The sequence below is a fragment of the Microbacterium sp. F1-18 genome, from assembly GCF_052921305.1.
The window spans coordinates 269,466-292,435 of record NZ_JBREVD010000001.1; the positions used below are offsets into that span (position 1 = coordinate 269,466).

The following is a 22,970-nucleotide window of genomic DNA, read 5'->3' on the forward strand; positions in this document are numbered from 1 at the left end:
GCTGATTGCGTCGACGCGGCGCCCATGCTGCGTCTGGCCCTAAGCACAAGGACGCGCCGAGCCCGATTCGGTTCGATGCTCGAACGTGCCCGGATACGACAAAACCCCCGGGGATTCCGGGGGTTGTCATCTGTAGCAGGAGCGGGGCTTGAACCCGCGACCTCACGATTATGAGTCGTGCGCTCTCACCAACTGAGCTACCCTGCCGCAACGCATCCGAGGATGCTGCGAGCCCCGAGTCAGGATTGAACTGACGACCCCTTCCTTACCATGGAAGTGCTCTGCCACTGAGCTATCGGGGCGTGCCACCCGCAAGCGGGCAACTAGAAGAGGATACCATCTCGGCGCCCTCAGACCGAATCAGGTCAGCGCTTCGTGTGCTCCTCGAGCCACGCGATCGGATCGGTCTGGGTGGTGCCACCGAGCAGCACCTCGAGGTGCAGGTGAGCACCGGTCGACTTGCCGGTGCTGCCGACCTTGCCGATGATCTCGCCGGGCTCGATCGTGTCGCCGACCTTCACCTTGAGCGAGCCGTACTGCATGTGTCCGTACCGGGTCGAGACCAGTTCGCCGTCGATGTTGTGGTCGATGACGACGGTCACGCCGTAGTCGCCGCCCGCCTCGGTCGCGATGCGCACTGTTCCCCCCGCGACGGCGTGGATCTCGGCGCCCGCTCCGGGGGTCAGGTCGACGCCGCGGTGCGGACGGGAGAACTCCGACAGGTAGGAGACCGAGCCGAACTGCGCCGAGATCGGAACTCCGACCGGGAACGGCCACTGGATCGCGGCGTTGGGGTCGTTGACCCACGTGCCGGCGAAGTTCGTGACACCCGAGTCGGCGGCGATCTCCGAGACGGAAGTCACATCGAAGGTGTCGCTGCGATCGAAGGTCACACCCGTCGTGGGTGAGGAGACATACGCCTGGATCTCTTCGGGCTCGACCGACGCCGCCGTGCGGGGCGCTTCGGCGGTGATGTCGCGACCGGTGTCACCAGAGGCGAAGACAGCGGCGGCAGGGCTCGTCAGGCCGACGGCGAGAAGGCCGACGGCGGCGACGGCACTCATCGAGACGGATGCCGCTGCGACGCGCTTGCCCACACGGCGCAGACGTCCGGGGCGTGCGACCGTGACCTCGCGCGTGCGCTGCTGGTGCTCGGCGATGGACGCCTCGGCGACCTGCACCGGGGTCTGAGCGGTGAACGAGAACAACCGTGCGGCGAACTCGAACTCGTCGACGTCGTGCGTGTCGGAAGACTGAGTGCTCTCGTCCGCCGCGCCCGAAGCGCCTGCCGAGTCCGCGTCACCGGCATCCGCCCTCTCGGCGTTCGAGGAGTCGACGGCAGCAGGGCCGAACGACTCGCCCTGAGCTGCGGGGCGCTCGATCGTCGAACCTGCGCGACGACGCCGCGAGGGCGTGATGAGATCGGAGCCCGCGTAGGCGTCGCCGTCGACGACGGTGAGAACCAGCTCGTCGGTCTCAGCATCAGCCTCGTCATCGCGCTCGGTACCGGCTGCGTCGACCGTTGCGCTCGTCGCGGCGACGGGGATCTCGGCGCTCGGCGCCTCGGGCGCCTGATCGATCTTCGCGACGTCGTCGGTCGGGATGTCGGCCGCCTTCGCGGCGAGCTCGGCCTCGGCCATCAGCCGCCGCCACTGCGCGCGCGTGAGACCCGTGCTCTGCGTGAGACCGGTCGCCGGGGTGGGCGACGGTTCCCCTGCCGAGGGTCGCGAGGACGCGGCCTCGGTGGGGGTGGTCTCAGAAGTCAAATCGCAGGCTCTCGAAAACAGCGCGCGCTCGTACGCGGCGGAAACTTTCCGGGTGGTGTCCGGCCTCCGGATCGGGTTCCGAAGATAACGAACGGGTAAACACTAACGACTTGCGGCTGGGAATGCGATCTACGCGTCAGCTTTCGTGGAAAACCCGTTCGGTCAGCTGGCTGTGGAGAGCCGGCGACGCCGCGATCGTCATGGTGCGCCCAGGGCGCTCTCCGGGCATCCCGGTCACCACTCCCCCGGCCTCGGCGACCAGGAGCGCGCCCGCCGCGTGATCCCAGGGCTGCAGGCCGCGCTCGACGTAGCCGTCGAGCCGCCCGGCCGCGACGTAGGCCAGATCGAGCGATGCGGCCCCGGCGCGGCGGATGTCGCGCGCGATGGGCATGATGCGTCCGAGCCGAGCGAGGTCTCCCGCGTGGGTGGCGGGGTCGTAGCCGAACCCCGTGGCCAGCAGTGCGCCGGCATCCGTCGGCTCGGACACCGCCAGACGCATATCGCCCAGCCACGCACCTTCGCCCACGGTCGCGCGGAACAGCTCGTCGACGACCGGCGAGAAGACGGCCGCGGCGACCGCCTCCCACTCCTGCGGATCGGGTTCGCCATCGACCACCGCGATGCTGACGGCGTAGTGCGGGATGCCGTAGGCGTAGTTCACCGTGCCGTCGATGGGATCGACGACCCAGGTGAGGCCGCTCGCGCCGCGCTCGGCTCCGGATTCCTCACCGAGGAAGCCGTCCTCGGGTCGCGCCTGGGCGATGCGATCGCGGATGAGGAGCTCGACCTCACGGTCGGCCTCGGTGACGATGTCGGCGAGCGCTGACTTCGTCGCGGCGATGGCGACTCCCTCGCTGCGGCGACGGCGCGCGAGCGCTCCCGCCTCGCGGGCGATCTCGATGGCCAGGTCTGTGAGCTCTCGCGCTTGCACCATGCCACCCACGCTACGGGGTTCCCGGGCTCACCGAGCCCGGGCCGTCAACGGGGAGCGATCGGCTGGTCCGGCAGCGGCGGGGGCGGCGGGTAGTCCTGGTAGCCCGGCTGGGCGGGAGCCGCCGCGGGCGGCGCTGCCTGTGCGGGCTGTGCGGGTGCGTAGGCCTGCGGGTAGGTGGGACGCCCGGTGTAGTAGGCCTGCCAGTCGGGCGATCCGTCGCCTAGGACGGGCAGCGGCGTGCGCCCGTCGGCGTAGGTCGGCCACGGCGCCGATGCGGCCGGCTGAGGGGCGCGCGGCATCAGCAGGGCGTTCACCAGTGGAACCAGCGCGGTGCCGACCGCGGCGAGGATCGTCAGCGCGACCACGACGCGCCAGTAGATCGGCAGGAAGTCGAACCACTCGCCGCCGACGAGCGGCACGATCAGCATGACGGCGACGATCCCGAGGAAGGCGATGGTCGTGTAGGTGACGATCGAGAGGAACGTCGTGGGGTTGCGCGAGTAAGCCTTCGTGAAGAGGCGCAGGTGCAGCAGCGCCAGCTGCAGGATCAGCAGCACCAGCAGGAAGCGCATGAACCGCTCGTAGCCCCATCCGAAGCTCTCGGTCGGCGACGGCAGCCAGATCATGACGGCGCCGATCAGCAGCGCGACCACCCAGCTGCCCATGCTGGTCAGAGCGAACCAGGCGGGGCGACGACCGGCGAGGTGCGATTCGAGGATCGAGATGCCCGCGAAACCCGCGAGCAGCAGCACCGTCATGAAGGCGCGGGCGACGATTCCGGTACCCGACCCGACCAGCACCCAGACGACGCAGACGATCGCGGCGGCGATGAGCGCGCCGATGGCGACCCAGATCGCGGCGCGCAGCAGCTTGTTCGATTCGGGAGATGTGATGGGCTTGCTCATCGACAGGTTTCCTTCCGCGCTGACTCATCACATCCTGGCATGCACGGGCCTTCTCTGCGGGGCTGAGAGGATTCTGTGGTGAACCCACCCCGAGAGCCCGGCGTCGGATTCGACGAGTCCGCGACGCGCACCTTCTTCCGCACGCGTCGCGCGTCGGCGATCCTGGTCGCCATCGTGTCGGTGATGACGACCCTCCAGGTGCTCGCGACGCCGATCACCGCGATGTTGGCCGGCCCCATCGACTGGCCGTTCTCGGTCTCGATACCCGTGCTGTGCGTCATCCTCACCGTGGCCTGCGTGGCCCAGGCGTCCGCGCTTCTGCTGAGCGATCGGTGGCCGCGCACGGCGGTCGTCGCGACCGTCGCGGTGTACCTCGTCCTCCTCGCCACCTTCGACGTGCCCAACTGGCTCATCGGCATGTACCTGGTCGTGGCGCTCGCGCAGTTCCTCCTGGCGAGCCGGGTGCCGGCGACGTCGGCGATCGTGTGCTTCCTCGGCGTGGTCATGCTCGGCATGGGAGGCCTCTTCGTCTGGGCCGTCGTCTACGCGGGCGACGCCGGGGCCGCCGTGACCTTCATGGCGAACGAGTTCTTCCGGTTCACCGCCCCGGCTCTCGGGGCGACCGCGTTGGGGATCTGGTGGGGCGCGCAGGTGCGGAAGGTCACGCTCGCCCGCGAGCAGGCCGAACTGGCGCGCCAAGAGCACGATGCGCGCGTCAACGACGCTCGCGAGCGGGAGCGCGCCCGCATCGCGCAGGAGCTGCACGATGTCGCCGGTCAGCACCTGGCCGGGCTCGTGACGCTCGCCGACGCCGCCATCTCGCTTGCGCCCGCCCGTCCCGACGAGGCGATCCGTCTGGTCGGCGAGGTACGGAACGAGGGCCGGTTCGCGGCGGCGAGCCTCGCGGGCGCGCTGAGCGACCTGCACGCCGAAGCAGCGGCACCCGCGGAGACGACACGCGACCTGCGTCGTGCGGGCGAGCTGGTGGAGTTCTGGTCGCAGCGCGGCATGCCGGTCTCGTTCGAGCTGTCCGGTGCGGTGTCCGACCTTCCGGCCGTCGTCTCGACCACCGCGTACCGCGTTCTCCAGGAGGCCCTGACGAACGCCGCCAAGCACGCTCCCGGGGCGCCGGTCAGTGTGACCGTGACGGTGGCCGAGGCTGAGGACGAACTCATCGTCCGCGTCGTCAATGGGGCACCGAACAGCGAATCGATGCCGGTCCCGGGCCTCGATCTCGGCTGGGGCCTGCGGGGAATGCGCGAGCGCGTCGAGCTACTGAGGGGCACACTGTTCGCAGGGCCGACGCCGACCGGCGGATGGGACGTGCGGATCACGATCCCGATCGACCCGATCGCCTGACAGGGAGAACGGTATGACTCGTGGAGCCGAGCGCATCCGCGTGCTGATCGCCGACGACAATCGTGCTGTGCGCCGAGGGCTGCGGCTTCAGCTGGAAGGCGCCCCCGGCATCCAGGTCGTCGGCGAGGTCTCGAACGGCATCGACGCCGTGCACGTCGCCCGAACCGAGCGTGCCGACGTCGTGCTCATGGACATCCAGATGCCGCAGATGTCGGGACTGTCCGCGACACGCCTGCTCGCGCGCCCCGAAGACGGCCGCGCGCCCATCGCCGTCATCGTCATGACGAGCTTCGCCATCGACGGATACGTCAGTGAAGCACTGGATTCCGGTGCCGTCGGCTACCTGCTCAAGAGTCACGACTCCGACCAGCTCGTCGGTGCGATCTATGCGGCGGCCCGGGGCGAGGCCCTCGTGTCGTCGCGAGTGACGGCGCCCCTGATCCGTGAGTTCGTCCGCCGCGGCGGAGGGCCCGAAGACCCGGAGGCGAGCGCTCTGCTGACCTCGGCCGAGCGTCGCGTGATCTCGGTGCTCGCCGGCGGCGTGACGAGCAACGAGGGCATCGCCGAGAGGCTCCAGGTCTCGGTGCACACCGTGCGATCGCAACTGCATTCCGCGCTCAAGAAGCTCGATCTCGCCGACCGGACGCAGCTCGCACTGTGGGGAACACGCAACCGGCTCTGAGTTGTCTCATCCGTCCGGATGAAATATCGGTGCCGGTTTTCCGTCGTCGATCGCCCGCTCCTCCGGCGGGCACGAGGGCGTGACTGCGCCCCCTCGCCGTCGAGCGAGGGGGCGCAGCGGGCCTCACCGTGTCAGCGTCGACCGCTGACGGTGCACCCGGTAACCGCCCATGATCACGAGCAGACCGACCATCATGCTGCCGAGTCCGAGGATGAGGGCCAGGTGTGGCGCCTCGCCGCCGGTCGCGGGGAGCGCGCTGTGTCCGGGGACGATCGGCTCCCCTCCGCGAACGTCGTTGACGAGGGCGGCATCCACGGTTCCGCCGGGTTCGATCTCCACCGTGACGGGGTCGGCCGTGGCCACCTGCACGAGCGCAGTGCTGCCCGACTCGGTCTCGGTCACGACGCAGTTCGTTCCTGCGGGCAGATCCGCGTACACCTGCTCGTAGTCGCCCGCGCGACTGCGAGCCGGGATCACGAACGTCTCGTCGAGCACGTCGCCGTCATCGCAACGGACGCTGAGCTCGATGGCATCCTGCAGACCCGCGCCTCCGCCGGTCACGGTCTTCACGACCCGCAGCGACCCCGGCAGATACGACACATCGTTCGACAGCGCGGCGTCGACCGTCGCGCCCGGCTCGATGGCCACGGTGACGGGGCCGTCTGACGTGACGTCGACCTGTGCCGTCGCGCCCGACTCGAGCTCCGTGACGGTGCACTCGGTACCAGCCGGGATGTCGGTGAAGAGCTGCTCGTACTCCCCCGCGGTGCCGGCGGGAATCTCGAAGGTCTCGTCGAGCACTTCGCCGCAGACGATGCCGAGTTCGATCGCGGCCTGCTGTCCGGCCGCGACTCCCGCGATCGACTTGACCACGCGAAGTGATCCAGGACGGTAGGTCACGGTGTTCGCGACTGCCGCATCGACCGTCGCACCCGGCTGGATCTCGACGGTGACGGGGTCGCCCGTCGCGACCTCCACCTGCGCGGTGCTGCCCGTCTCCGTCTCCGTGACGGTGCACGCGGTGCCGGCGGGCAGGTCGGAGTACACCTGCTCGTAATCGCCGGCGGCGCTTCCGGCCGGGATCTCGAACGTCTCGTTAAGAACGTCACCGCAGACCACGGTCAGGCGAATCGCACCCTGCGCGCCTGCGGCGTCACCGGCGATGCCCTTCACCACCCGCAGAGCGCCCGGAAGGTAGGTGACGGTGTTCGTGATCGTGATCGCGGCACCGCCCTCCGTGATCTCCGCGGTCTGGCCCGCATCGGTTTCGACGTCGACCACCGTGTTGGCGCCGGTGACGGGTTCCGTCACCGTGCAGCTCGTCCCGGCCGGTATGCCCGAGTACGTGAAGGTCTGCGTCGTCGCCGTGCCGGCGGGGATGTCGGCGGTGTAGGTGTACCCCTCACCGCAGTCGATGGCCAGCTGGATGTCGCCCTGAAGACCGAGCGCCTCGCCGGCGAACGCCTTGCTCACCGTCAACGAGCCGACCGCGAAGAACTCCGCGGTGGCCGAGGCGACCGCGTCCAGTTCCGTCGTGTCGGCCAGGATCAGTCGCTGCGCATCGTCCAAAGAAGGTGTGTTGCCGTCGTACAGATACACCTGCCCCCGCTGGACCGTCACCGCTGCGCGCGCGTTCAGCACGGTCTCGCCGGGCGAACCGCTCGAACTCCGCACCCATATGTCGGTACCCGTGGGCACGGAGGCCGGGTTCGCGAGGGGCTCCGCCCCTTCCGCGTCCGTGAACATCGCATAGCCGCTGGGAACGGAGACGGTGACCTCGGTCGCGCCCTCGGCGACGACCGTGAAGGGCCCCGCGCTGGAGATCGACGCGGCGGAATCGGAAGCGGGTGTGATGCTCGCTTCCGGCGCAGGCGGTTCGACGACCGGTCCTGCCGCCTGAGCTGCGGCGACGATCGCCGCCGTCGCCTCGCGAATCGTCGAGCTGGCCGCCGTGCTCACGACATATCCATCCGTGAAGTACCAGATCGCGGACTGGACGGCCGCTGCCTGCTGATTCGCCGAGAGACCGGAGGGTTCGGAGGTCGTCGGGTAGTAGTTGTTGAGGATGTAGGTGACGTATCCGATGTTCGGGACGTTCGATTCCTCCCACGTGCCCGACTCGTACCCGATGCCGACGTTCGTGGCCACCCGGAGATTGATGCAGTACATCTCGGCGGTCAGCGACGGGTCGGAGATGCTCGACGCGATGATCGTTCCGCTGAAGGGCCTCACCGACGAGTATCCGGCCGGATTGCTGGTGGGGTAGGCAGCCAGCGGATCTTGTGTGATGGGCGACGGCGGTTGGAATCCCTGGACATTTGCGCCGGGCCCGAGGGCCGTGACCTGGATTTCCGTGTTCGGGCCGATCTCGGCATCCGCGATCGGCGTCGCATCATCGATGCGCGCGTGGGCCGTCTGGCCGAGGGGCATGACGATGAGTGCCGCCACGACCAGGGCGCTCAGCGAGGCGATGACGCTGCGGACACGCCTACCGGCTCGGGGATGCCGCACCCGGGCGGTCGATCGCGTCGTCACGCCGAGTCCTTCCCGTCGGTCATTTCGTGATGTGAACCGTTATGGGTTGCGCGAATCATGATCTCTTCCTTTCACGCGGGGGGATGCGGACGCCCCCTCCAGGGGACGCGTATTGGTCACCATCACTCAGGTGCGATGGCGATCGGCAGTGCCATTGGTCCCGCCGCGCGTGACGTCATCGTGCGTCATCCGATAAACGGCGGCTTGTGTGCGACTCTCCAAATGCAGCTTGGCGAGCAGCCCGGAGACGTAGTTCTTGATGGTCTTCTCTGCCAGTCCGAGCCGATTTCCGATTTGACGATTCGTCATCCCGGCGGCGATGAAACGGAGTACCTGACGCTCGCGCAGCGTGAGGTCAACGGTCGAGGGTTGGTTCGCTGGCAGGCCCGCACCGTGCACCGCCTGCAGGCTGTGCACGTCTCCGCCGCGTGCGAGCCGGCGCACGAGCTGCAAGACGTCCTGCGCGTCGGCGTCATCGAGGAGGTAGCCGTCGGCGCCCACAGCCCACGCGACTCGCTTCGCCTCTTCGGCGTCGGTGCGTCCGTGGACGAGCAGCGGCACATCGATCTGCACGCGTCGGATCTTGTCCACCGCGCTCACGATCTGCTCCGGAGGCTCCGTCGCGTCGAGGATGGCGACGTCCGGGTCGGCCCGATCGATCATCGGCCACGCTTCGTCGAGCCGCGCCATCTCTCCGACCACGACGAGATCGCCCGCATCTTCGATGACGGCACGCAGTCCTCGTCGCACGACATCTCGGCGATTGACGAGGAGAACCCTCACCTCTTCTTCGACGGCCGCGACATCGTCAGCCGGGTCGAACGGCAGTGCCGTTTCGTCCTTCATAGCGTTTATCCCTCCCCCGGGTGAACTAAGTCAAACACCTCAATACCAACGCGACCAGGGGGGTCGTGTTTTCGACGGTTTTCGGGTCTTTAGTCCTTGATGCAGCCGAGGCTGCAGCCGCCAGCCCCCGGCGAGCTTCATCCATTCGGATGAATTTTCACGCTCCAATTGTCGACCGAGAACAGAAGCCCCGTCCGGGTCGCGACGGGGCAACGCCGGGCCGCACGCGCGTCTTTTCACCGCCCGGGACGCGGGCGAGCCCGTGCGCGCCGACCGATGATGACCCTGGGCCCGCCGTACCGGGCCGTGGGGGAAACAGATGGATCCGATCTTCGGGCGTTTCGCGACACGGGATCGGATGTTCTACGACTCCCCGAGCGCGGACGGCGCCGGCACCGACACACCGGAAGACACTCACCGCTATGCGCCGGCGACGGCCGCCTCGTGGGCTGACTGGCGGCGGAGCCGACGGCATCCGTGGACCGTCTGGATGCCGCCTGAACCACACCTGCCCGACCAGGGGTGGAAGGTGCATGTCACGGCCCTGCCCGACGCGGCCGCCGCCGTGCTCGAGATCGTCTCGGCCTACTGCCACCGGCATGGTGTCGCGTTCAAGCATCTGGTCGACAAGCGAGCGCTCGACGCCGTACTGGCGAAGGATGCCGGCCGGTCGGGAGCGGGCAAGTTCATCACGCTCTACCCACCCTCGGTCGAACGCCTCGAGCACTGTCTGGTCACGCTCGACGAGGCGCTCGGCGGGCGACCCGGCCCCTACATCCTGTCGGATCTGCGCTGGAACGCCGGTCCGCTGTTCGTCAGATACGGCGCCTTCACCGACCACGAGGTGATCGTCGACGGCGAGGCCGTGGCGGCGGTACGCGATCCACGAAGCGGCACCTGGGTTCCCGACCGGCGCGAGGCGGGCTTCCATGTGCCGCCCTGGGTCGAGCTGCCGGGCTTCTTGCAACGCCAGCTCGAGGCGCTCGGCAACGAGCCGCCGGCGGGTTTTCCGGAGATCACCGGGGCCCTGCACTACTCGAACGCCGGCGGTGTCTACACCGGAATCCTCGACGGGGCGCCCGTCATCGTGAAAGAGGCGCGGCCGTTCGCCGGTTGGACGCCGGACGGGAGGGATGCCGTTGCGCGGCTGCGCGACGAGGAGCGCACCCTGCGTGCCCTCGGCGGCGTCGTGCGCGTACCGGAGGTGCGAGCCTCGTTCGACGCGCACGGCCATCGCTTCATCGTCCTCGAGCAGCTGCCGGGCCAGCCGCTCGACCGGGTCGTCTCGACGACGAGCCCGCTCACCGCCGCGGTGTCCACCGCCGAGGAGCGCCACGCGTACCGCGACCGGATGCTGCTCGTCCTCGATGCCCTGCGACGGGAGATCTCCCGCCTGCACGCCTCGGGCCGCACCCACGGGGACCTGCATCCGGCCAATGTCCTCGTCGACGCGGACGGATCGGTCGGTCTCATCGATCTCGAGATGTCGGTGCCCGCCGCCTCCCGCGCCGCCGCCGTCCTCGGCGCAGCCGGATTCGCGCTGCCCGACGAGACCGATCCCGTGCGACGCGACGAGCACGCGCTCGCGTGCATCGAGCTACACGTCTTCCTGCCGCTCACGAGTGTGCTGGCGCTTCAGCCGGCGAAAGCCCGATCGCTGGTCACGGAGGCGGCCGCGACCTTCGACCTGCCTCGCGACTGGTCGGAACGCGTGGCGGCGAGGCTCAGTCACGAGCGCGGCGACGACAGCCGCGGAGGCGGGCACAGGCTCTCGCATCCGACGTCGACCCCGACCATCAAGCAGGTCGCGGAGCAGCTGCTCGCCGATGCGACCCCTCACCGGCTCGATCGGCTGTGGCCAGGCGACCCGCGCCAGTTCCGCGAACCCAGGTTCTCGCTCGCCCACGGCGCCCTCGGGGTCGCCCTCGCGCTCGGCGCCGCCGGCATCGCGCTCCCCGCCGAGCTGCGCACATGGGTGGAGCAGTCGATCTCGGAGGCGTGGGACGACCACCCTCGCCTCGGGTTGATGGATGGCGCCGCCGGCGCGATCTGGGCCTGTCGCCGCCTCGGGTTCATCGCAGAAGCTTCGACTCTCCGCGAGCGGCTGCACGGCGTCGACCTCGCCGATGCGACCGTCGGATCCGACCTCGCCTCGGGCCTTCCCGGCATCGGCCTCGCCCTCCTCGCCGAACCGGGCGATCCCGGCGCTCTGGAGCCGGCGATCGCCATCGTCGACCGCCTCAGCGAACGCTGGGGGCTCATCGGCGCAGACGCGCCGCCAGCACCGGTGGTGTCGCCGCGTCGGGGCGGCCTCATGGGCGGCGCGAGCGGAACCGCACTCCTGGCGCTGCGGCTGTTCGAGCGCACCCGAGACCGGCGGTTCCTCGAGATCGCCCGACGCGCCCTCGCGGTCGACCTCCGGTCGCTGCGCCGCGATTCGGACGGGTCGTTGCAGGTGGATCAAGGGTGGCGCCTGCTCCCCTACCTCGCCCACGGGTCGGCCGGCATCGGCCTCGTGCTCGCGCAGTATCTGTCGCACGAGCCGGACGACGAGCTGCATGACGCGCTGCGCGGGATCATCCGCGCGGCGTCGGCACCCTTCGTCGTGCAGCCGGGCCTCTTCGCGGGCCGGGCCGGGCTCGCGATCTTCCTCCAGTCACTGGAGGCGACCGGCCACGCGAGCGCGGAGACGGTGCGCGCTCGCGACCACCATCTCTCGCAGATGAGGCTGCACGCCCTCGAAGCCCCGGCCGGCGTACGCGTCGTCGGAGACGGGATGCTCCGCGCATCATGCGACCTCGCGACCGGAGCCGCTGGTGTGCTGCTCGCTCTCGTCGCGGCATCCCCACACGCCCAGACGACCGACCAGCCGCTTCTCCCCCTGCTCCCCCCGGTGCTCGCACCCGTCGGTCCCCCGGCGGCGATCGAACCGAGGAGGTGAGGAAATGGGCTTCATCCTGTCGCTGCAGACGCTCGAGAAGAGCGAGGACGAGCACCGCACGGTCCTGGCCAGCACGCTGAGCATCGGCCTGTGCCGAAGCACAGTGTCGACCGCCTGCTGAAACGCGGCATCCGCGCCCCATGGAGCGCAAACGAAAGGGCCCCCGCTCAGCGGGGGCCCTTCTCGATGTGGCGAGTGAGGGATTCTGCTGCGGGTGCTAGGATTGAGCCACAACACTGGCTCCTCTTCCAAGGCCGCACTCGCGTTCCTCGGTACGGGCCAGTTTTCTTTTGTGCGATGCTCACCAGGTGGTCGAGTATGTCAAGCGGTTCCTGAGCCTCGAGCAACAAGTCCAGCACCTTCGCGATCAGGGCCTCGATTGCGGCAACCAAGAGGGCGCCTTGAGAGCGCTCCATGAGTTCGGCTACTACCGGCTGACGGCCTACACCTACCCATTCCGACGCTTGCTCCCGGAAGGTGCCGCCCGAGAAAGCTCGGCGCAGTATCGAAGCTCCGAGTATCTTCCCGGAAGCACCCTCGCCGACGGAGTGAGCGCTGCGCGCTTCGACTCTCGTCTGCGCGAGACGGTGTTCGCCGGCGTTGGAAGGTTCGAGCTGGCGTTGCGGTTCCAGCTCGCGCACACACTCGGTCGACGTGGCGCTTTCGCCCATCTCGACATTGCGCATCTCGACCAACGCGTCGCGACCGCACCCCCTCCCGGAGACGGAGCCAGCCATTTCTCAGACGCACATAGCCTCTGGCTGGCGGCGTATCGCGAACAGGCTCGACGGGCGCAGAGCGAGGACTTTGTTACACACATCTTCGAGAAGTACGACTCCCGCGACCTTCCACTCTGGGTCGCCGTCGAGATTCTCGACTTCGGGGCTCTGACCCGTCTGTACAAGCTACTCAAGGACGGCGACCAGAGCGCTATCGCTCGCCGCTTCGGCGTCACCAACGGCAAGCTGTTCTCGAAGTGGCTCGTCGGCGTCAACCTCGTGCGCAACCACTGCGCACATCACGGCCGACTCTGGAACCGAAAGCTGTCGAGCACTCTCAAGCGGATTGCGCCCGGGTCCTTGACGTACCCTGAGCGCCTCGAGCACCTGGCTAACGCGCGTAGCCGAACGAAGGTATACCCCTGGCTTGCGGTCCTGGCGTACTGCCTGACCTCGTACGATCCTGCGTCCCGCTGGCATCATTCTCTGGCGAAGTGCCTCGCGACCTTCCCTCAGAGCGCATTCCTCGAGCAGGCGCGCGACATGGGATCCACTCCTAACTGGTCAAACGAGACACTGTGGACTCGAACACCGCAGCCGGACGCCCCGCTTCCCACCCCGATCGACCTGTCGCCTGTTTCGTAGGACCTATGGCCATCGACGGGGCTTCCCACCGCACGGTCCTGGCCAGCACGCTGAGCATCGGCCTGTGCCGAAGCACAGTGTCGACCGCCTGCTGAAACGCGGCATCCGCGCCCCATGGAGCGCAAACGAAAGGGCCCCCGCTCAGCGGGGGCCCTTCTCGATGTGGCGAGTGAGGGATTCGAACCCCCGAATGCAATGCAGTCTGATTTACAGTCAGATCCCTTTGGCCGCTTGGGTAACTCGCCAGTGCGCACCCGCCCGGCTTGTGCAGTCGACCGGAGGCGCGAGAACCCATATTACCCCCTGTGACCGCGTGCTCCGAACCATGGCGGAGCTCTCAGTCGTCGGTGCCGATGACCCGTCCGACGAAGGCCTCGGTGCGGTGGCGCGTGCCGTCGATCCGGCGATCGACGCTGGCTCGGATCTCGCTAGGCGCGAGTGGTCCTGCGATGCGCACGTTGTCGTGGCAACCGAGGTCTGCGCAGATGTAGGTGCCGATCGTGTCGCCGGCATCGCCCCCAGGCCCCGCTTTGCGGGCGCTGAAGAGCGTCACCTGATCGCCGGGCTGCATCGTGTGGCAGAGGTTGCAGAGCGCGGAGCGTGCCCGCGAGCTTCCCGACGCCGCGCGCAGCACGACTCCGACCGGGGTGCCCTCGTGCTGGGCGATGAGATAGCCGCGTTCGCGCGAGTTCGGATCGCGCCACGCGAGGAAGTCGAGGTGGTCCCAATCGAGCAGCATGAAGTCGATCGGCATCGCCATGATCCGACGGTCGTCGGCGGTCGCGTTCACGAACGAGGCGCGGACTTGTTCTTCGGTCAGAGCTTGCACGCGTTCCAGCCTACGAAGCGCGCGCCGCTCGCGGGCCGCCCCCGCTGCTGCCGGGCGCACGACACGGGGCCCGCCGTCACTGAGACGCGACCCATGCCTGCCAGTCGGCCTCGGTGAAGTCCGTGCTGTCGACGAAGAACCCACCGCCGACGACGGCATCCACCGCCATCGTCCAGGCCGTACCACCATGGGCGTCGGCGTACGCGTAGAACGACCCCGCGGCGTCGTATGCGAGGCCGGCGTCCTGGCTGCGCAGCGCCTCGTCGGAGAAGGCGCCCATCCCCTGCGAAGCGATGGCTGCCTTCACTTCGGGCCGCAGATAGCCGGGGTCGGCGAGACCCGACTTCCATTCGACGAAACGGGCGAACCCCTCATGGACCGCGACGGGCGGAGCGATGAACGATCCGGGGGCCGCGGTGTTGTGGAGCGCGTGCGCGAACTCGTGGACGAACACCTTGTCGCGGGCCGATTCACTGCCCGGCCCCATCACGACGAGGGTGCCGGAGGTATCGGCCCCCGTCGCGATCGCGGGGTCGAGAAAGCGCTGTGCCATCTGCGGGCGCAGGGTCGGCCGGGCGTAGCCCGCGACATCCATGTCCCACGGCGTGCCCTTGCCGTACTGCCAGCGTTCGAAGCGACCGTCGTCGCCGGTGATGGCCGAGACGAAGCCGTCCTGAGTGGGCTCACCGCTGAGCGCCCGAATCGTGTCGAGCGCGGTGACGGCCGACTGCTCAGCCACGTCGGCATTCTGCTCCACCAGATCGGCCTCGTCGCTCATGCCGAACAGGACGACGTGATCGCGCTTGGCGACGTGGATCTCGCCCTCGTCCCACGGGTTCGGCTCCCGCGACGGGACGATGGACGTGATCGTCGCGGGCTCAGGCGGCTCCGTGTCCTCGTACCGGTCGAACGAGCGGGTGGGGTCTGTGCCGGGCTCGAAGGTCACGGTGTACGCGAACCCCTGGATGAGGTCGAGGCCGGCGTCGCGGTCGCCGGCACCTCGCTCGGGGCGCGCCGCGAAGGCGTACTGCGCGCCGAGGATGACCTCGATCGTGCCGGCCTCGTCGACGTCGAAGTCCGACGGGGCGATCGCCGCGACGTCCCACCCGATCTTGCTCGAGTTGTCCCACCACAGCGCGAGCTGCGCCGCAGCGTCGCCGGTGGCGTGGGCGAGGAACCGCTCGCGGTCCTTGTCGCGCATCGCTGCGTTCATCTCGGTGAACGTCGCGCTGGCGGGGGTCGCGAGGTCGTTGTCGGCCCAGGGCGCCCACCCGACCGGGACGTCTGCCGCAGGCCCCGCCTCGGGCGTCCGCGGCCACAGGACGACACCCGAGGCGACGGTCAGCAGCAGCGCGCCGACACCGAGAGAGGCGATGACGATCTGCATCGTCCGCGCCGCCCGATTGCGGGGCTGGCGCTCCGGCGACTCGGCGGCCTGCGCTGGCGTGGTGTCGGTCATCGGGTCTCCGCCTTCGAGATGAGGATGATGCGGCGTTCGGAGTCGTTCGTCAGCTCGCCGCCGACGCCCGTCGATGCGAAGACGAACACGTAGTCGGCGTCACCCGCAGAGATGAGGTACTGCTCGAGGGGCGCGGGGGTACTCGGGTCGTTGTGCCACCCCATGAGGTCGGTGAGCGGCGCAGCCTGACCCACGACCGGGAACCCAGCCGCGAGGGCGTCGATATCGATGCCGTCGTCGAACGATGTCGAGGTGCCGCCGCTCAGGCAGATGGCGGCGAGTACGCCCTCGGTGCGCGCGATCTCCGACAGCTGCGACAGCACGACGTCAGAGGTGTAGCAGGCCTGATCGACGCGCGCGGGCTCGAAGCTGGTCGTCGCGACGACCTCTCCCTCATAGGCCGCCGCCGAGGCGGCGCCCGTCACCCGCCAGGGCCCGACGGCAGTCGGCGTCTTGCCCTGGCGCGCAGCGGAGGGAACGTCATCGCCGTAGTAGTAGGGACGGGTCAGCCAGATCTCGCGCGTCGAGGTCGCCGTCTGCGGTGTGCCGTCGACCGTGAAGGTGTAGGTCATATCGACCAGGGCCTTGGCGGTGTCCGCGCCGCTCGGCGACTCGTAGCCCGCGGTTCCGTTGACGCCGTACAGGATGCCGCGCTTGTCGTACTCGATCGACAGGTCGAGCACCTCGGCAGCGCGGGCGTCGCCGAACAGCGGCGTCGCCGAACCCGAGATCGCGATGTACCCGGGCGAGGCGTACTCCGTCCACGAGGGATCGTCGGCCGTCGCCGCGGCGAGGAAGCCGTCGACGACATCCGGCGCCTCCGACGTGGCCGCCGCGTTCGCCGAGACGACGGTCCACCCGACGAACCCGGCCGCACCGCCGACGATGAGGAGAGTCGCCGCGAGCACGATCCATGTCGCGCGCGTCATCGGCTTCTGCCCGGGTGCCCGGGGAGTGCGAGCGGGGGCGGGTTGCTCCTGGGGCGCCGCCGCTTCGGGTGCGGCCGCCTGGCCGGCATCCGCCGAGGACTGCTGTGCTGCGGGGTAGGGCGAGACGTGGTCGGTCCATCGCTGGCCGTCCCAGTACCTCAGCTGCGGCTGCCCCGAAGGATCGGGATGCCAGCCTGCCGGCGCCGTCGGAACAGATCCCGGCACGTCGTTCACAAATCCCCCTCCACCCCGGCCGCGAGCACCGCCGGTTCGAGACGATGCTATTGGCTCGCGCGAAGTGGCTCATACGCCTGCTTTCCCGCGCCGGCTCTGCTAGCGCCCGGCGCCACCGCCGGTCAGACGAACCAGCCGCCCAGCAGGCCGCTCCCCAGCAGCACCTGGCCCCCGCCGAGGACGACACCGGCCACGGGCCACCCGTATCCCGCGCGTTCGCCGCGCGCCGTGATCAGCCCGATGATGCCGAGCACGCCGCCGACCGCGCCCGCGGCGACCGAGATGGGCAGGGCGACGAACAGCATCCATCCCCAGAGGGGATCGACCGTGGCCGCGAGGAGGAACACGAGCCCCACGGCGAGGATGCCGATGCCCGCGACGATCGTGGCGGCGATGCCCCACCCGCGCGCGCGGCGTCGGGGCGGGGCGGCAGGCTCACTCATCATGGCGCGAGCCTAGCGTCGCCCCCGGCGGGTGCCGGCGGTCGCCGACGGACGCGGCTGAGGTCAGCGGACCATATGGGCGTCCGTGATGGCGGGAGCAGCCGGGTCGATCTTCTCCATCCCGTCGAAATCGAACCCGTTTCTGACGTAGAAGGCGATCGCTCGCGGATTCTGCTTTGCGACCCACAGAGTCGCAGGCGCTGTCCCGAGCACCGAGTCCAGGAGCGCCTGGCCCACGCCCGTGCCGTGATGAGCAGCGGAGACGTAGATCGCGTAGAGATGGGTGTCGCGCGCGGGCTTCTCGTCGCCTTCGGCAGAACTCGGACCCACCAGAGCGAACCCCACGATGCGACCGTCCTGCTCGGCGACGCGCACCGTGACCGCGGGAGAAGGATCGTTGAGGATCTGATTCCACATCCGATGCCGCGAGGCGACGTGTTCCGCGTCGAAGAACCCGCCCGGCAGGAGGTGTGCGTACGCCTCTCGCCAAGTGGCGACGTGGAGTTCGGCGAGCGGCGCTGCTTCCCCGACGGCGGGCTCTCGGATCACGAAGCTCATGCCTCCCACTCTGGCAGGGATGGGCACGATCGTGGCAGGGCGCACGGCGGCTCGGTAGGCTGAGCGGCATGGCAGATTCCTCGTTCGACATCGTCAGCAAGATCGATCGCCAGGAGGCCGACAACGCGCTGAACCAGGCCCGCAAGGAGGTCGAGCAGCGCTACGACTTCAAGGGCACCGACGCTTCCATCGAATGGTCGGGCGAGTCGATCCTCATCAAGGCGAACTCCGAAGAGCGCGCCAAGGCCGTGCTCGACGTCTTCCAGACGAAGCTCATCAAGCGGGGCATCTCGCTCAAGAGCCTCGATTCGGGCGAGCCCACCGCCTCGGGCCGTGAGTACCGCATCGTCTCGACGCTGAAGGAGGGCATCTCGTCGGAGGATGCCAAGAAGATCAGCAAGATGATCCGCGACGAGGGCCCGAAGTCGATCAAGTCGCAGATCCAGGGCGACGAGCTGCGCGTGCAGTCGAAGTCGCGCGACGACCTGCAGGAAGTGCAGCGGATGCTGAAGGCCGCCGACCTCGACGTCGACCTGCAGTTCGTCAACTACCGCTGACCCAGCCGAACCCCCGGCTCAGCGGCGGGGCGCCGTCGAGGCGCGCGGAATGAGTGTCGGCATCGCGCGGACGATCTGCGGCGTCGCAGGGTCGGTCGTCAGGAGGATGTCGAGGGCTGACGTCGCGATCTGATCGAACGGCGTGCGCACCGAACTCAGCGGGACGGGCAGACGTGACACGAGCGGGATGTCGTTGTACCCGACGATCGAGAGGTCCTTCCCCGTCTCGAGCCCCATCGATCGCGCGACGCTGAGCACGCCGATCGCGAGGTTGTCGTTGGCTGCGAAGATCGCGGTGGGACGAGAGGGGCCGGCCAGCAGTGTCTCGGCGGCTTCCATCCCGTGGTCGAGGCCGTAGCCGACCGCCATCACTCGATCTTCGGGGAGGGTCACGCCGGCCTCGGCGAGAGCGCGGTTCGCGCCGCTGCGTCGGTCGCGCCCGCTCGAGGTGAACCAGGGGCCGGTGACGACGGCGATGTCGCGGTGCCCGAGGTCGAGCAGGTGCCGCATCGCGAGATAGCCGCCGGTCTCGTCGTCGCCGAGTGAGGCCGGGCTGACCCCGTCGGTCCGCAGCGCGAGCACATGCGGGATGCCGCGGTCTCGCAGCGACGCCGGGAGCGAGTCGTCGATGCGCGCGGTCGCGAGCACGAGACCGTCGACGTTCCGGTCGAGCAGGGTCTCGGTGGCGCGGCGCTCCTCCTCACCGTCGTCGCCGCATGTCGCGACGACGGCGAAGTAGCCGCGCTGCCGCGCAGCGCGTTCGACCGCCTCGAACATGAGTGCCATGACGGCGTCGGTGAGCCTCGGCACGAGAACGCCGATCGTGCCCGTGGCGCCCCGGCGAAGCCCCGAGGCGAAGACGTTGCGGCGATAGCCGAGCTCCTCTGCGAGAGCGCGAACGCGTTCCGCTGTCGCCGACCGGGAGGGCGGAGTGCGGTCGTCGAGGATGCGACTCACGGTCGAAATGCTGACGCCCGAGGCGGTCGCGACGTCCTTGAGGGTCACGACGTGCCTGACGTTCCGGTCGCCTTCGGCCATATCTTGCCTCCCCTCGCGAGTGTAGTCGGCACGTACCGACCGACAAGAACCTTCCCGGGAACGTTCCCGAGGCGCTTGACATCGACAATCGTCGGGAGCAGACTGCAAACGTTCCTGCAAACGTTATTGGCCTCAGGGACAGCCATCCGGCACCTCCCCGATCTCGACGACGAGACCTCACTCAAGGAGACGACATGGTCCTCGACCTCCGCGGCCTGAACCCCGCCCCTGTCACCCCGTTCACCGTCGACGGCGACGTCGACTACGACGCCATCGCACGGCTCGGCTCGTGGCTCGGCTCCATCGAGGGGGTGAAGAGCCTGGTGGTTCTCGGCCACGCCGGCGAGGGGACCTTCCTCACCGAGAAGGAGCAGCTCGACGTCATCCGCGCTTTCCGCGACTCCGTCGAAGACCGGCTGCCGATCATCGCCGGCATCACGAAGGAAGGCAACGCCACCGCCGCCCTCGAGGCCAAGGACGCCGCGACCGCGGGAGCGCGCGGCGCCCTGGTCTACCCCTCGCACGGCTGGCTGCGCTTCGGATTCCAGCCGGGCGCCCCGCAGACGCGCTACCGCGCGATCTGGGAAGAGTCGGGGCTCGAGGAGATCCTCTTCCAGTACCCCGACAACACCAAGGCCTCCTACGACCTCGACACCCAACTCGAGATCGCCGGACAGGAGGGTGTGAACCACACGAAGAACGGCGTCCGGAACATGCGTCGCTGGTACACCGAGATCCCGGCGCTGCGTGCGGCGTACCCCGAGCTGCAGATCCTGTCGTGCCACGACGAATACCTGTTGCCGACGATGTTCGACGTCGACGGGCTCCTCGTCGGCTACGGAAACATCGCACCGGAGCTGCTCGTCGACCTGATCACCGCGGGTAGAGCGCGTGACTACGCCGCCGCCCACGCCATCCACGAGCGCCTGCTGCCCGTGACGAAGGCGGTCTACCACCGTGGCTCACACATGGAGGGCACCGTCGCCCTGAAGTGGGGTCTGGTCAACCGTGGCATCCTGGACCACGCGACGGTCCGGGAGCCGCTGCTGCCCCTCCCCGCCGGCGCAGAGGCCGAGATCGCCGCGGCCTTCGCCTCGGCCGAGCTCGGCAGCGTCACCGTTCCCGCATAAGACACCCCGGGCGGCCGGAGCCCGCATCCGGCCGCCCCCTCCGCCCCGTTCCGCTCCCCCGACGCGTTGCAGCGCCGGCTCGAAGTCGATGACGACTGCGCGGCATCCCGCCGCCCTCCGAAGGAGTCCCCATGAGCGACCGCACCACTTCACGTCCACCCGCCACCCCCGCGACCGGCCACGGCCGGATCTCGACCGAGACGGTGCGGAGCATCGTCGGCAAGAACCCCGTCCGGCGAACGTTCTGGCGTCGCCTGGCCCTGATCGGCCCCGCGTTCGTCGCGGGAGCATGGCAGTTCGGACCGGGAAACCTCACCACCGCGATGAACGCCGGAGCCGGCTACGGCTACGGCCTGATCTGGGTCATCATCGTCTCGACCATCCTGATGGTGTTCCTCACCGACATGAGCGTGCGTCTGGGCATCCGCACGCCGGTCTCGCTCATCTCGTCGATCAAAAACAGCCTCGGCCGGTGGACCGGAGTCGCCGCCGGCTTCGGCGTCTTCCTGATCACCCTCTGCTTCTCGGTGGGCAACGCCGTCGGCTCGGGCGTCGGGCTGGCGATGCTCATCCCGGGGAGCTCACCCGTCATGTGGACCGTCATCTGCACGGTCGCCGTCGCCACCATCCTGCTGATGAAGGGCATCTACGGCATCGTCGAGAAGATCCTGATCGTCATCGTGGCGATCATGGCGTTCTGCTTCGTCGTCTCGGCGTTCGTCTCCAACCCCGACTGGGCCGCTGCCGGTCTCGGCCTGATCCCCGTCGTCCCCGACGGAGCCTGGCTGCTCATCATCGGTCTCGTGGGAACCAATTTCTCGATCAACGCCGCGTTCTTCGCGTCCTACGGCACCAAGGCGCGTTCACGCACCGAGTCGGAGTACCGCGACATCACAATCGTCGACACCATCCCCGGCATCGTCGCCCCGGGCATCATGACCGCCCTCGTGATCGTCGTGTCGGCATCCGTGCTCTTCGACACGGGAACCGATGCGCCCGGTGCCTTCGTCGGCCTCGCCCGCATCTTCGAGCCGGTCGCGGGACCGGTGGGCACCTGGATCTTCGCGCTGGGATTCTTCGGTTCGGCCTTCTCGTCGATGATCCCCAACTGCATCGCGGGAGGCACGTTGCTCTCGGATGCCATCGGGCGCGGCGCGTCGGCCGAGACGCTGACAGCGCGGCTCGGGAGCGCTTTCATCCTGGCCTTCGGCATCACCATCACCGTCGCTTTCGCGGGCTCGTCGCCGGTCGAGCTGATCGTGCTCGCACAGGCCCTCACGGTGCTGTTCGCGCCCCTGCTGGCCGCCCTGATCATCGTCATGGCGAACAACCGGGCGCTCATGGGCCCCCTCCGGAACCGGTGGTGGCAGAACGCGCTCGGCATCGTCGGCTTCCTGTCGGTGCTCGCCCTCTCGATCCGATTGCTGATCAGCCTCATCGCGGGCTGAGCGCTCACCGGTCGAGGCCGCTGACGAACGACACCAGTCGGTCGGCGGCCTCGGCTCGCGCGCGTGCGGCCGAGAGGAAGACGTCGTGCAGCGCCCCGTCGATACGGGCGATCGTGACGGTCGCGGCGATGCGGGTCGCAGCGCGCGCGATGTCGTCGACGACGAGCACCGAATCGGTCGAGGTCATCGTGTCGTTCCACCGCAGGGGCGACGTCGAGCGGGCCGAAAGCAGCACGAGCGCGGGGGCGCCGACATCGACCCCGGCTGCGACGCGCGCATGCCCCGCGATTACGGCGGCGAGCCACGCGGGATGCGTGGGAAAGCCCTGTTCGGGTCGCCAGCCGTCGGGCGCTTCCGGCAGGCTCCCGACCTCGCGCTGGGCCCGCGTGTAGAACCCGAGATCGACCACGGGATGGCTTCCGCGCGGATCGAACCGCGCCCGGACCTCGACGAGCGGCGCCACCGCCTGCCTGCCGAGCGGCCCGAGCTGAAGCTCGAGCCACGGGCTGTTCAGGACTACGGCTGCAGCTCGCCCCGGGTGGCGCGCCGCCCACAGCGTGAGCGTGAGTCCGCCGGTGCTGTGCCCGAGAAGCACGAGCCGCCGGCCCTGACGTTCGGTGTCCATCGCGGCGAGCGCGGCCTCGATGTCGTCGTCATAGACGTCGAGCGACGTGACGTAGCCGCGGGCCTGACCGGGGCGGATGCTGCGGCCGTACTTGCGCAGGTCGAGGGCATGGAAGCGCGCACCACGATCGGTGAACACGCGGGCGAGATCGGTCTGGAAGAAGTAGTCTGACCAGCCGTGGACGTACAGCACGTCGATGTCACGCCAGGCCCCGAACAGACGGAGACCCGGATGCGGCATCGCGCGCACGAGCGTCGCGACGACCTCGCCCTCGTCGTCCGAGCCGAGCGGAAGCGTCGCCTGCTCGAAACCGGGACCCAGCAGATCGGGGCCCCATGTCACCTCGTCCACCCGCATGTCCCCACCCTAGGTCGTGGAGATCCGCGGG

General features: G+C 69.0%; 20 protein-coding genes and 3 tRNA genes. 8 read left to right on the top strand and 15 right to left on the bottom strand.

Features of this window, described 5'->3' with window-relative positions; genetic code table 11:
• Window positions 1-133: 133 nt before the first annotated feature.
• The 5 genes from ACU6RU_RS01305 to ACU6RU_RS01325 form a co-directional block, all read right to left on the bottom strand.
• Window positions 134-207: transfer RNA gene (locus tag ACU6RU_RS01305), tRNA-Met, on the bottom strand.
• A gap of 23 nt (window positions 208-230) precedes the next feature.
• Window positions 231-302 (bottom strand) — tRNA-Thr (locus ACU6RU_RS01310).
• Window positions 303-365: 63 nt separating this feature from the next.
• Window positions 366-1,766 (bottom strand): M23 family metallopeptidase, encoded by a 1,401-nt coding sequence (locus ACU6RU_RS01315; RefSeq protein WP_259455229.1) that lies wholly within the window; start codon window positions 1,764-1,766, stop codon window positions 366-368.
• A 136-nt stretch (window positions 1,767-1,902) separates the two neighbouring features.
• Window positions 1,903-2,700 (bottom strand): inositol monophosphatase family protein, encoded by a 798-nt coding sequence (locus ACU6RU_RS01320; protein WP_120263288.1) that lies wholly within the window; start codon window positions 2,698-2,700, stop codon window positions 1,903-1,905.
• A 44-nt stretch (window positions 2,701-2,744) separates the two neighbouring features.
• Complete coding sequence (locus tag ACU6RU_RS01325) at window positions 2,745-3,605, bottom strand: hypothetical protein (protein WP_120263289.1); 861 nt, start codon at window positions 3,603-3,605, stop codon at window positions 2,745-2,747.
• A gap of 78 nt (window positions 3,606-3,683) precedes the next feature.
• Between ACU6RU_RS01325 and ACU6RU_RS01330 the strand changes: the two genes are divergently transcribed.
• Both ACU6RU_RS01330 and ACU6RU_RS01335 read left to right on the top strand, forming a co-directional pair.
• A complete protein-coding gene (locus tag ACU6RU_RS01330; protein ID WP_289331007.1) occupies window positions 3,684-4,964 on the top strand; it encodes a sensor histidine kinase in 1,281 nt (426 codons plus the stop codon).
• 13 nt (window positions 4,965-4,977) lie between these two features.
• On the top strand, window positions 4,978-5,646 hold the full coding sequence (locus ACU6RU_RS01335; RefSeq protein WP_120263291.1) for a response regulator transcription factor: 669 nt from the start codon (window positions 4,978-4,980) through the stop codon (window positions 5,644-5,646).
• A gap of 123 nt (window positions 5,647-5,769) precedes the next feature.
• On the opposite strand, the gene ACU6RU_RS01340 is transcribed toward ACU6RU_RS01335, so the two are convergent.
• Together ACU6RU_RS01340 and ACU6RU_RS01345 are read right to left on the bottom strand one after the other, a co-directional pair.
• Window positions 5,770-8,181 (bottom strand): DUF5979 domain-containing protein, encoded by a 2,412-nt coding sequence (locus ACU6RU_RS01340; protein WP_446725703.1) that lies wholly within the window; start codon window positions 8,179-8,181, stop codon window positions 5,770-5,772.
• A 126-nt stretch (window positions 8,182-8,307) separates the two neighbouring features.
• The gene (locus tag ACU6RU_RS01345; protein WP_446725704.1) at window positions 8,308-9,027 is read right to left on the bottom strand and encodes a LuxR C-terminal-related transcriptional regulator; all 720 of its coding nucleotides are present in this window, start codon (window positions 9,025-9,027) and stop codon (window positions 8,308-8,310) included.
• Window positions 9,028-9,346: 319 nt separating this feature from the next.
• Here ACU6RU_RS01345 and lanKC point away from each other — a divergent pair, with 319 nt between their 5' ends.
• The 3 genes from lanKC to ACU6RU_RS01360 all read left to right on the top strand — a co-directional run bounded on the left by lanKC (window position 9,347) and on the right by ACU6RU_RS01360 (window position 13,332).
• On the top strand, window positions 9,347-11,968 hold the full coding sequence (gene lanKC / locus ACU6RU_RS01350; RefSeq protein ID WP_446725705.1) for a class III lanthionine synthetase LanKC: 2,622 nt from the start codon (window positions 9,347-9,349) through the stop codon (window positions 11,966-11,968).
• A gap of 4 nt (window positions 11,969-11,972) precedes the next feature.
• A complete protein-coding gene (locus ACU6RU_RS01355) occupies window positions 11,973-12,089 on the top strand; it encodes a SapB/AmfS family lanthipeptide (RefSeq protein ID WP_114597945.1) in 117 nt (38 codons plus the stop codon).
• 187 nt (window positions 12,090-12,276) lie between these two features.
• Entirely contained in the window at window positions 12,277-13,332 is a 1,056-nt protein-coding gene (locus tag ACU6RU_RS01360; RefSeq protein ID WP_446725706.1) for an Abi family protein, read from the top strand.
• 163 nt (window positions 13,333-13,495) lie between these two features.
• On the opposite strand, the gene ACU6RU_RS01365 is transcribed toward ACU6RU_RS01360, so the two are convergent.
• The 6 genes from ACU6RU_RS01365 to ACU6RU_RS01390 form a co-directional block, all read right to left on the bottom strand.
• Window positions 13,496-13,577 (bottom strand) — tRNA-Tyr (locus tag ACU6RU_RS01365).
• Window positions 13,578-13,669: 92 nt separating this feature from the next.
• A complete protein-coding gene (locus tag ACU6RU_RS01370) occupies window positions 13,670-14,161 on the bottom strand; it encodes an FBP domain-containing protein (RefSeq protein ID WP_120263296.1) in 492 nt (163 codons plus the stop codon).
• Window positions 14,162-14,237: 76 nt separating this feature from the next.
• The gene (locus ACU6RU_RS01375; protein WP_446725707.1) at window positions 14,238-15,620 is read right to left on the bottom strand and encodes a hypothetical protein; all 1,383 of its coding nucleotides are present in this window, start codon (window positions 15,618-15,620) and stop codon (window positions 14,238-14,240) included.
• On the bottom strand, window positions 15,617-16,783 hold the full coding sequence (locus ACU6RU_RS01380) for a DUF2510 domain-containing protein (protein WP_446725708.1): 1,167 nt from the start codon (window positions 16,781-16,783) through the stop codon (window positions 15,617-15,619). The genes ACU6RU_RS01375 and ACU6RU_RS01380 overlap by 4 nt, the downstream gene beginning before the upstream one ends.
• A gap of 122 nt (window positions 16,784-16,905) precedes the next feature.
• A complete protein-coding gene (locus ACU6RU_RS01385; RefSeq protein ID WP_120263298.1) occupies window positions 16,906-17,229 on the bottom strand; it encodes a hypothetical protein in 324 nt (107 codons plus the stop codon).
• Window positions 17,230-17,289: 60 nt separating this feature from the next.
• The gene (locus tag ACU6RU_RS01390) at window positions 17,290-17,784 is read right to left on the bottom strand and encodes an N-acetyltransferase family protein (protein ID WP_446725709.1); all 495 of its coding nucleotides are present in this window, start codon (window positions 17,782-17,784) and stop codon (window positions 17,290-17,292) included.
• 68 nt (window positions 17,785-17,852) lie between these two features.
• Between ACU6RU_RS01390 and ACU6RU_RS01395 the strand changes: the two genes are divergently transcribed.
• Window positions 17,853-18,341 carry a YajQ family cyclic di-GMP-binding protein gene (locus ACU6RU_RS01395; protein ID WP_120263300.1) on the top strand — a complete coding sequence of 163 codons (489 nt, stop codon included), beginning with the start codon at window positions 17,853-17,855 and terminating at the stop codon, window positions 18,339-18,341.
• 18 nt (window positions 18,342-18,359) lie between these two features.
• Here ACU6RU_RS01395 and ACU6RU_RS01400 read toward each other — a convergent pair whose 3' ends face one another.
• Window positions 18,360-19,379: a LacI family DNA-binding transcriptional regulator gene (locus ACU6RU_RS01400; protein WP_289330999.1), complete on the bottom strand. Its 1,020-nt coding sequence runs from the start codon at window positions 19,377-19,379 to the stop codon at window positions 18,360-18,362.
• A gap of 194 nt (window positions 19,380-19,573) precedes the next feature.
• On the opposite strand from ACU6RU_RS01400, the gene ACU6RU_RS01405 reads away from it, so the two are divergent.
• Both ACU6RU_RS01405 and ACU6RU_RS01410 read left to right on the top strand, forming a co-directional pair.
• A complete protein-coding gene (locus ACU6RU_RS01405; RefSeq protein WP_446725710.1) occupies window positions 19,574-20,509 on the top strand; it encodes a dihydrodipicolinate synthase family protein in 936 nt (311 codons plus the stop codon).
• A 131-nt stretch (window positions 20,510-20,640) separates the two neighbouring features.
• The gene (locus tag ACU6RU_RS01410) at window positions 20,641-21,957 is read left to right on the top strand and encodes an Nramp family divalent metal transporter (RefSeq protein ID WP_446725711.1); all 1,317 of its coding nucleotides are present in this window, start codon (window positions 20,641-20,643) and stop codon (window positions 21,955-21,957) included.
• Window positions 21,958-21,961: 4 nt separating this feature from the next.
• On the opposite strand, the gene ACU6RU_RS01415 is transcribed toward ACU6RU_RS01410, so the two are convergent.
• On the bottom strand, window positions 21,962-22,939 hold the full coding sequence (locus tag ACU6RU_RS01415; RefSeq protein WP_446725712.1) for an alpha/beta hydrolase: 978 nt from the start codon (window positions 22,937-22,939) through the stop codon (window positions 21,962-21,964).
• Window positions 22,940-22,970: the final 31 nt, after the last annotated feature.

What these genes read in the sequence shown, in the direction of transcription:
- ACU6RU_RS01320 (WP_120263288.1), bottom strand. Translation starts at nt 2,700, where the DNA reads ATGGTGCAAGCGCGAGAGCTCACAGACCTGGCCATCGAGATCGCCCGC.
- ACU6RU_RS01325 (WP_120263289.1), bottom strand. Translation starts at nt 3,605, where the DNA reads ATGAGCAAGCCCATCACATCTCCCGAATCGAACAAGCTGCTGCGCGCC.
- ACU6RU_RS01335 (WP_120263291.1), top strand. Translation starts at nt 4,978, where the DNA reads ATGACTCGTGGAGCCGAGCGCATCCGCGTGCTGATCGCCGACGACAAT.
- ACU6RU_RS01345 (WP_446725704.1), bottom strand. Translation starts at nt 9,027, where the DNA reads ATGAAGGACGAAACGGCACTGCCGTTCGACCCGGCTGACGATGTCGCG.
- lanKC (WP_446725705.1), top strand. Translation starts at nt 9,347, where the DNA reads ATGGATCCGATCTTCGGGCGTTTCGCGACACGGGATCGGATGTTCTAC.
- ACU6RU_RS01355 (WP_114597945.1), top strand. Translation starts at nt 11,973, where the DNA reads ATGGGCTTCATCCTGTCGCTGCAGACGCTCGAGAAGAGCGAGGACGAG.
- ACU6RU_RS01375 (WP_446725707.1), bottom strand. Translation starts at nt 15,620, where the DNA reads ATGACCGACACCACGCCAGCGCAGGCCGCCGAGTCGCCGGAGCGCCAG.
- ACU6RU_RS01385 (WP_120263298.1), bottom strand. Translation starts at nt 17,229, where the DNA reads ATGATGAGTGAGCCTGCCGCCCCGCCCCGACGCCGCGCGCGCGGGTGG.
- ACU6RU_RS01390 (WP_446725709.1), bottom strand. Translation starts at nt 17,784, where the DNA reads ATGAGCTTCGTGATCCGAGAGCCCGCCGTCGGGGAAGCAGCGCCGCTC.
- ACU6RU_RS01395 (WP_120263300.1), top strand. Translation starts at nt 17,853, where the DNA reads ATGGCAGATTCCTCGTTCGACATCGTCAGCAAGATCGATCGCCAGGAG.
- ACU6RU_RS01400 (WP_289330999.1), bottom strand. Translation starts at nt 19,379, where the DNA reads ATGGCCGAAGGCGACCGGAACGTCAGGCACGTCGTGACCCTCAAGGAC.
- ACU6RU_RS01405 (WP_446725710.1), top strand. Translation starts at nt 19,574, where the DNA reads ATGGTCCTCGACCTCCGCGGCCTGAACCCCGCCCCTGTCACCCCGTTC.
- ACU6RU_RS01410 (WP_446725711.1), top strand. Translation starts at nt 20,641, where the DNA reads ATGAGCGACCGCACCACTTCACGTCCACCCGCCACCCCCGCGACCGGC.
- ACU6RU_RS01415 (WP_446725712.1), bottom strand. Translation starts at nt 22,939, where the DNA reads ATGCGGGTGGACGAGGTGACATGGGGCCCCGATCTGCTGGGTCCCGGT.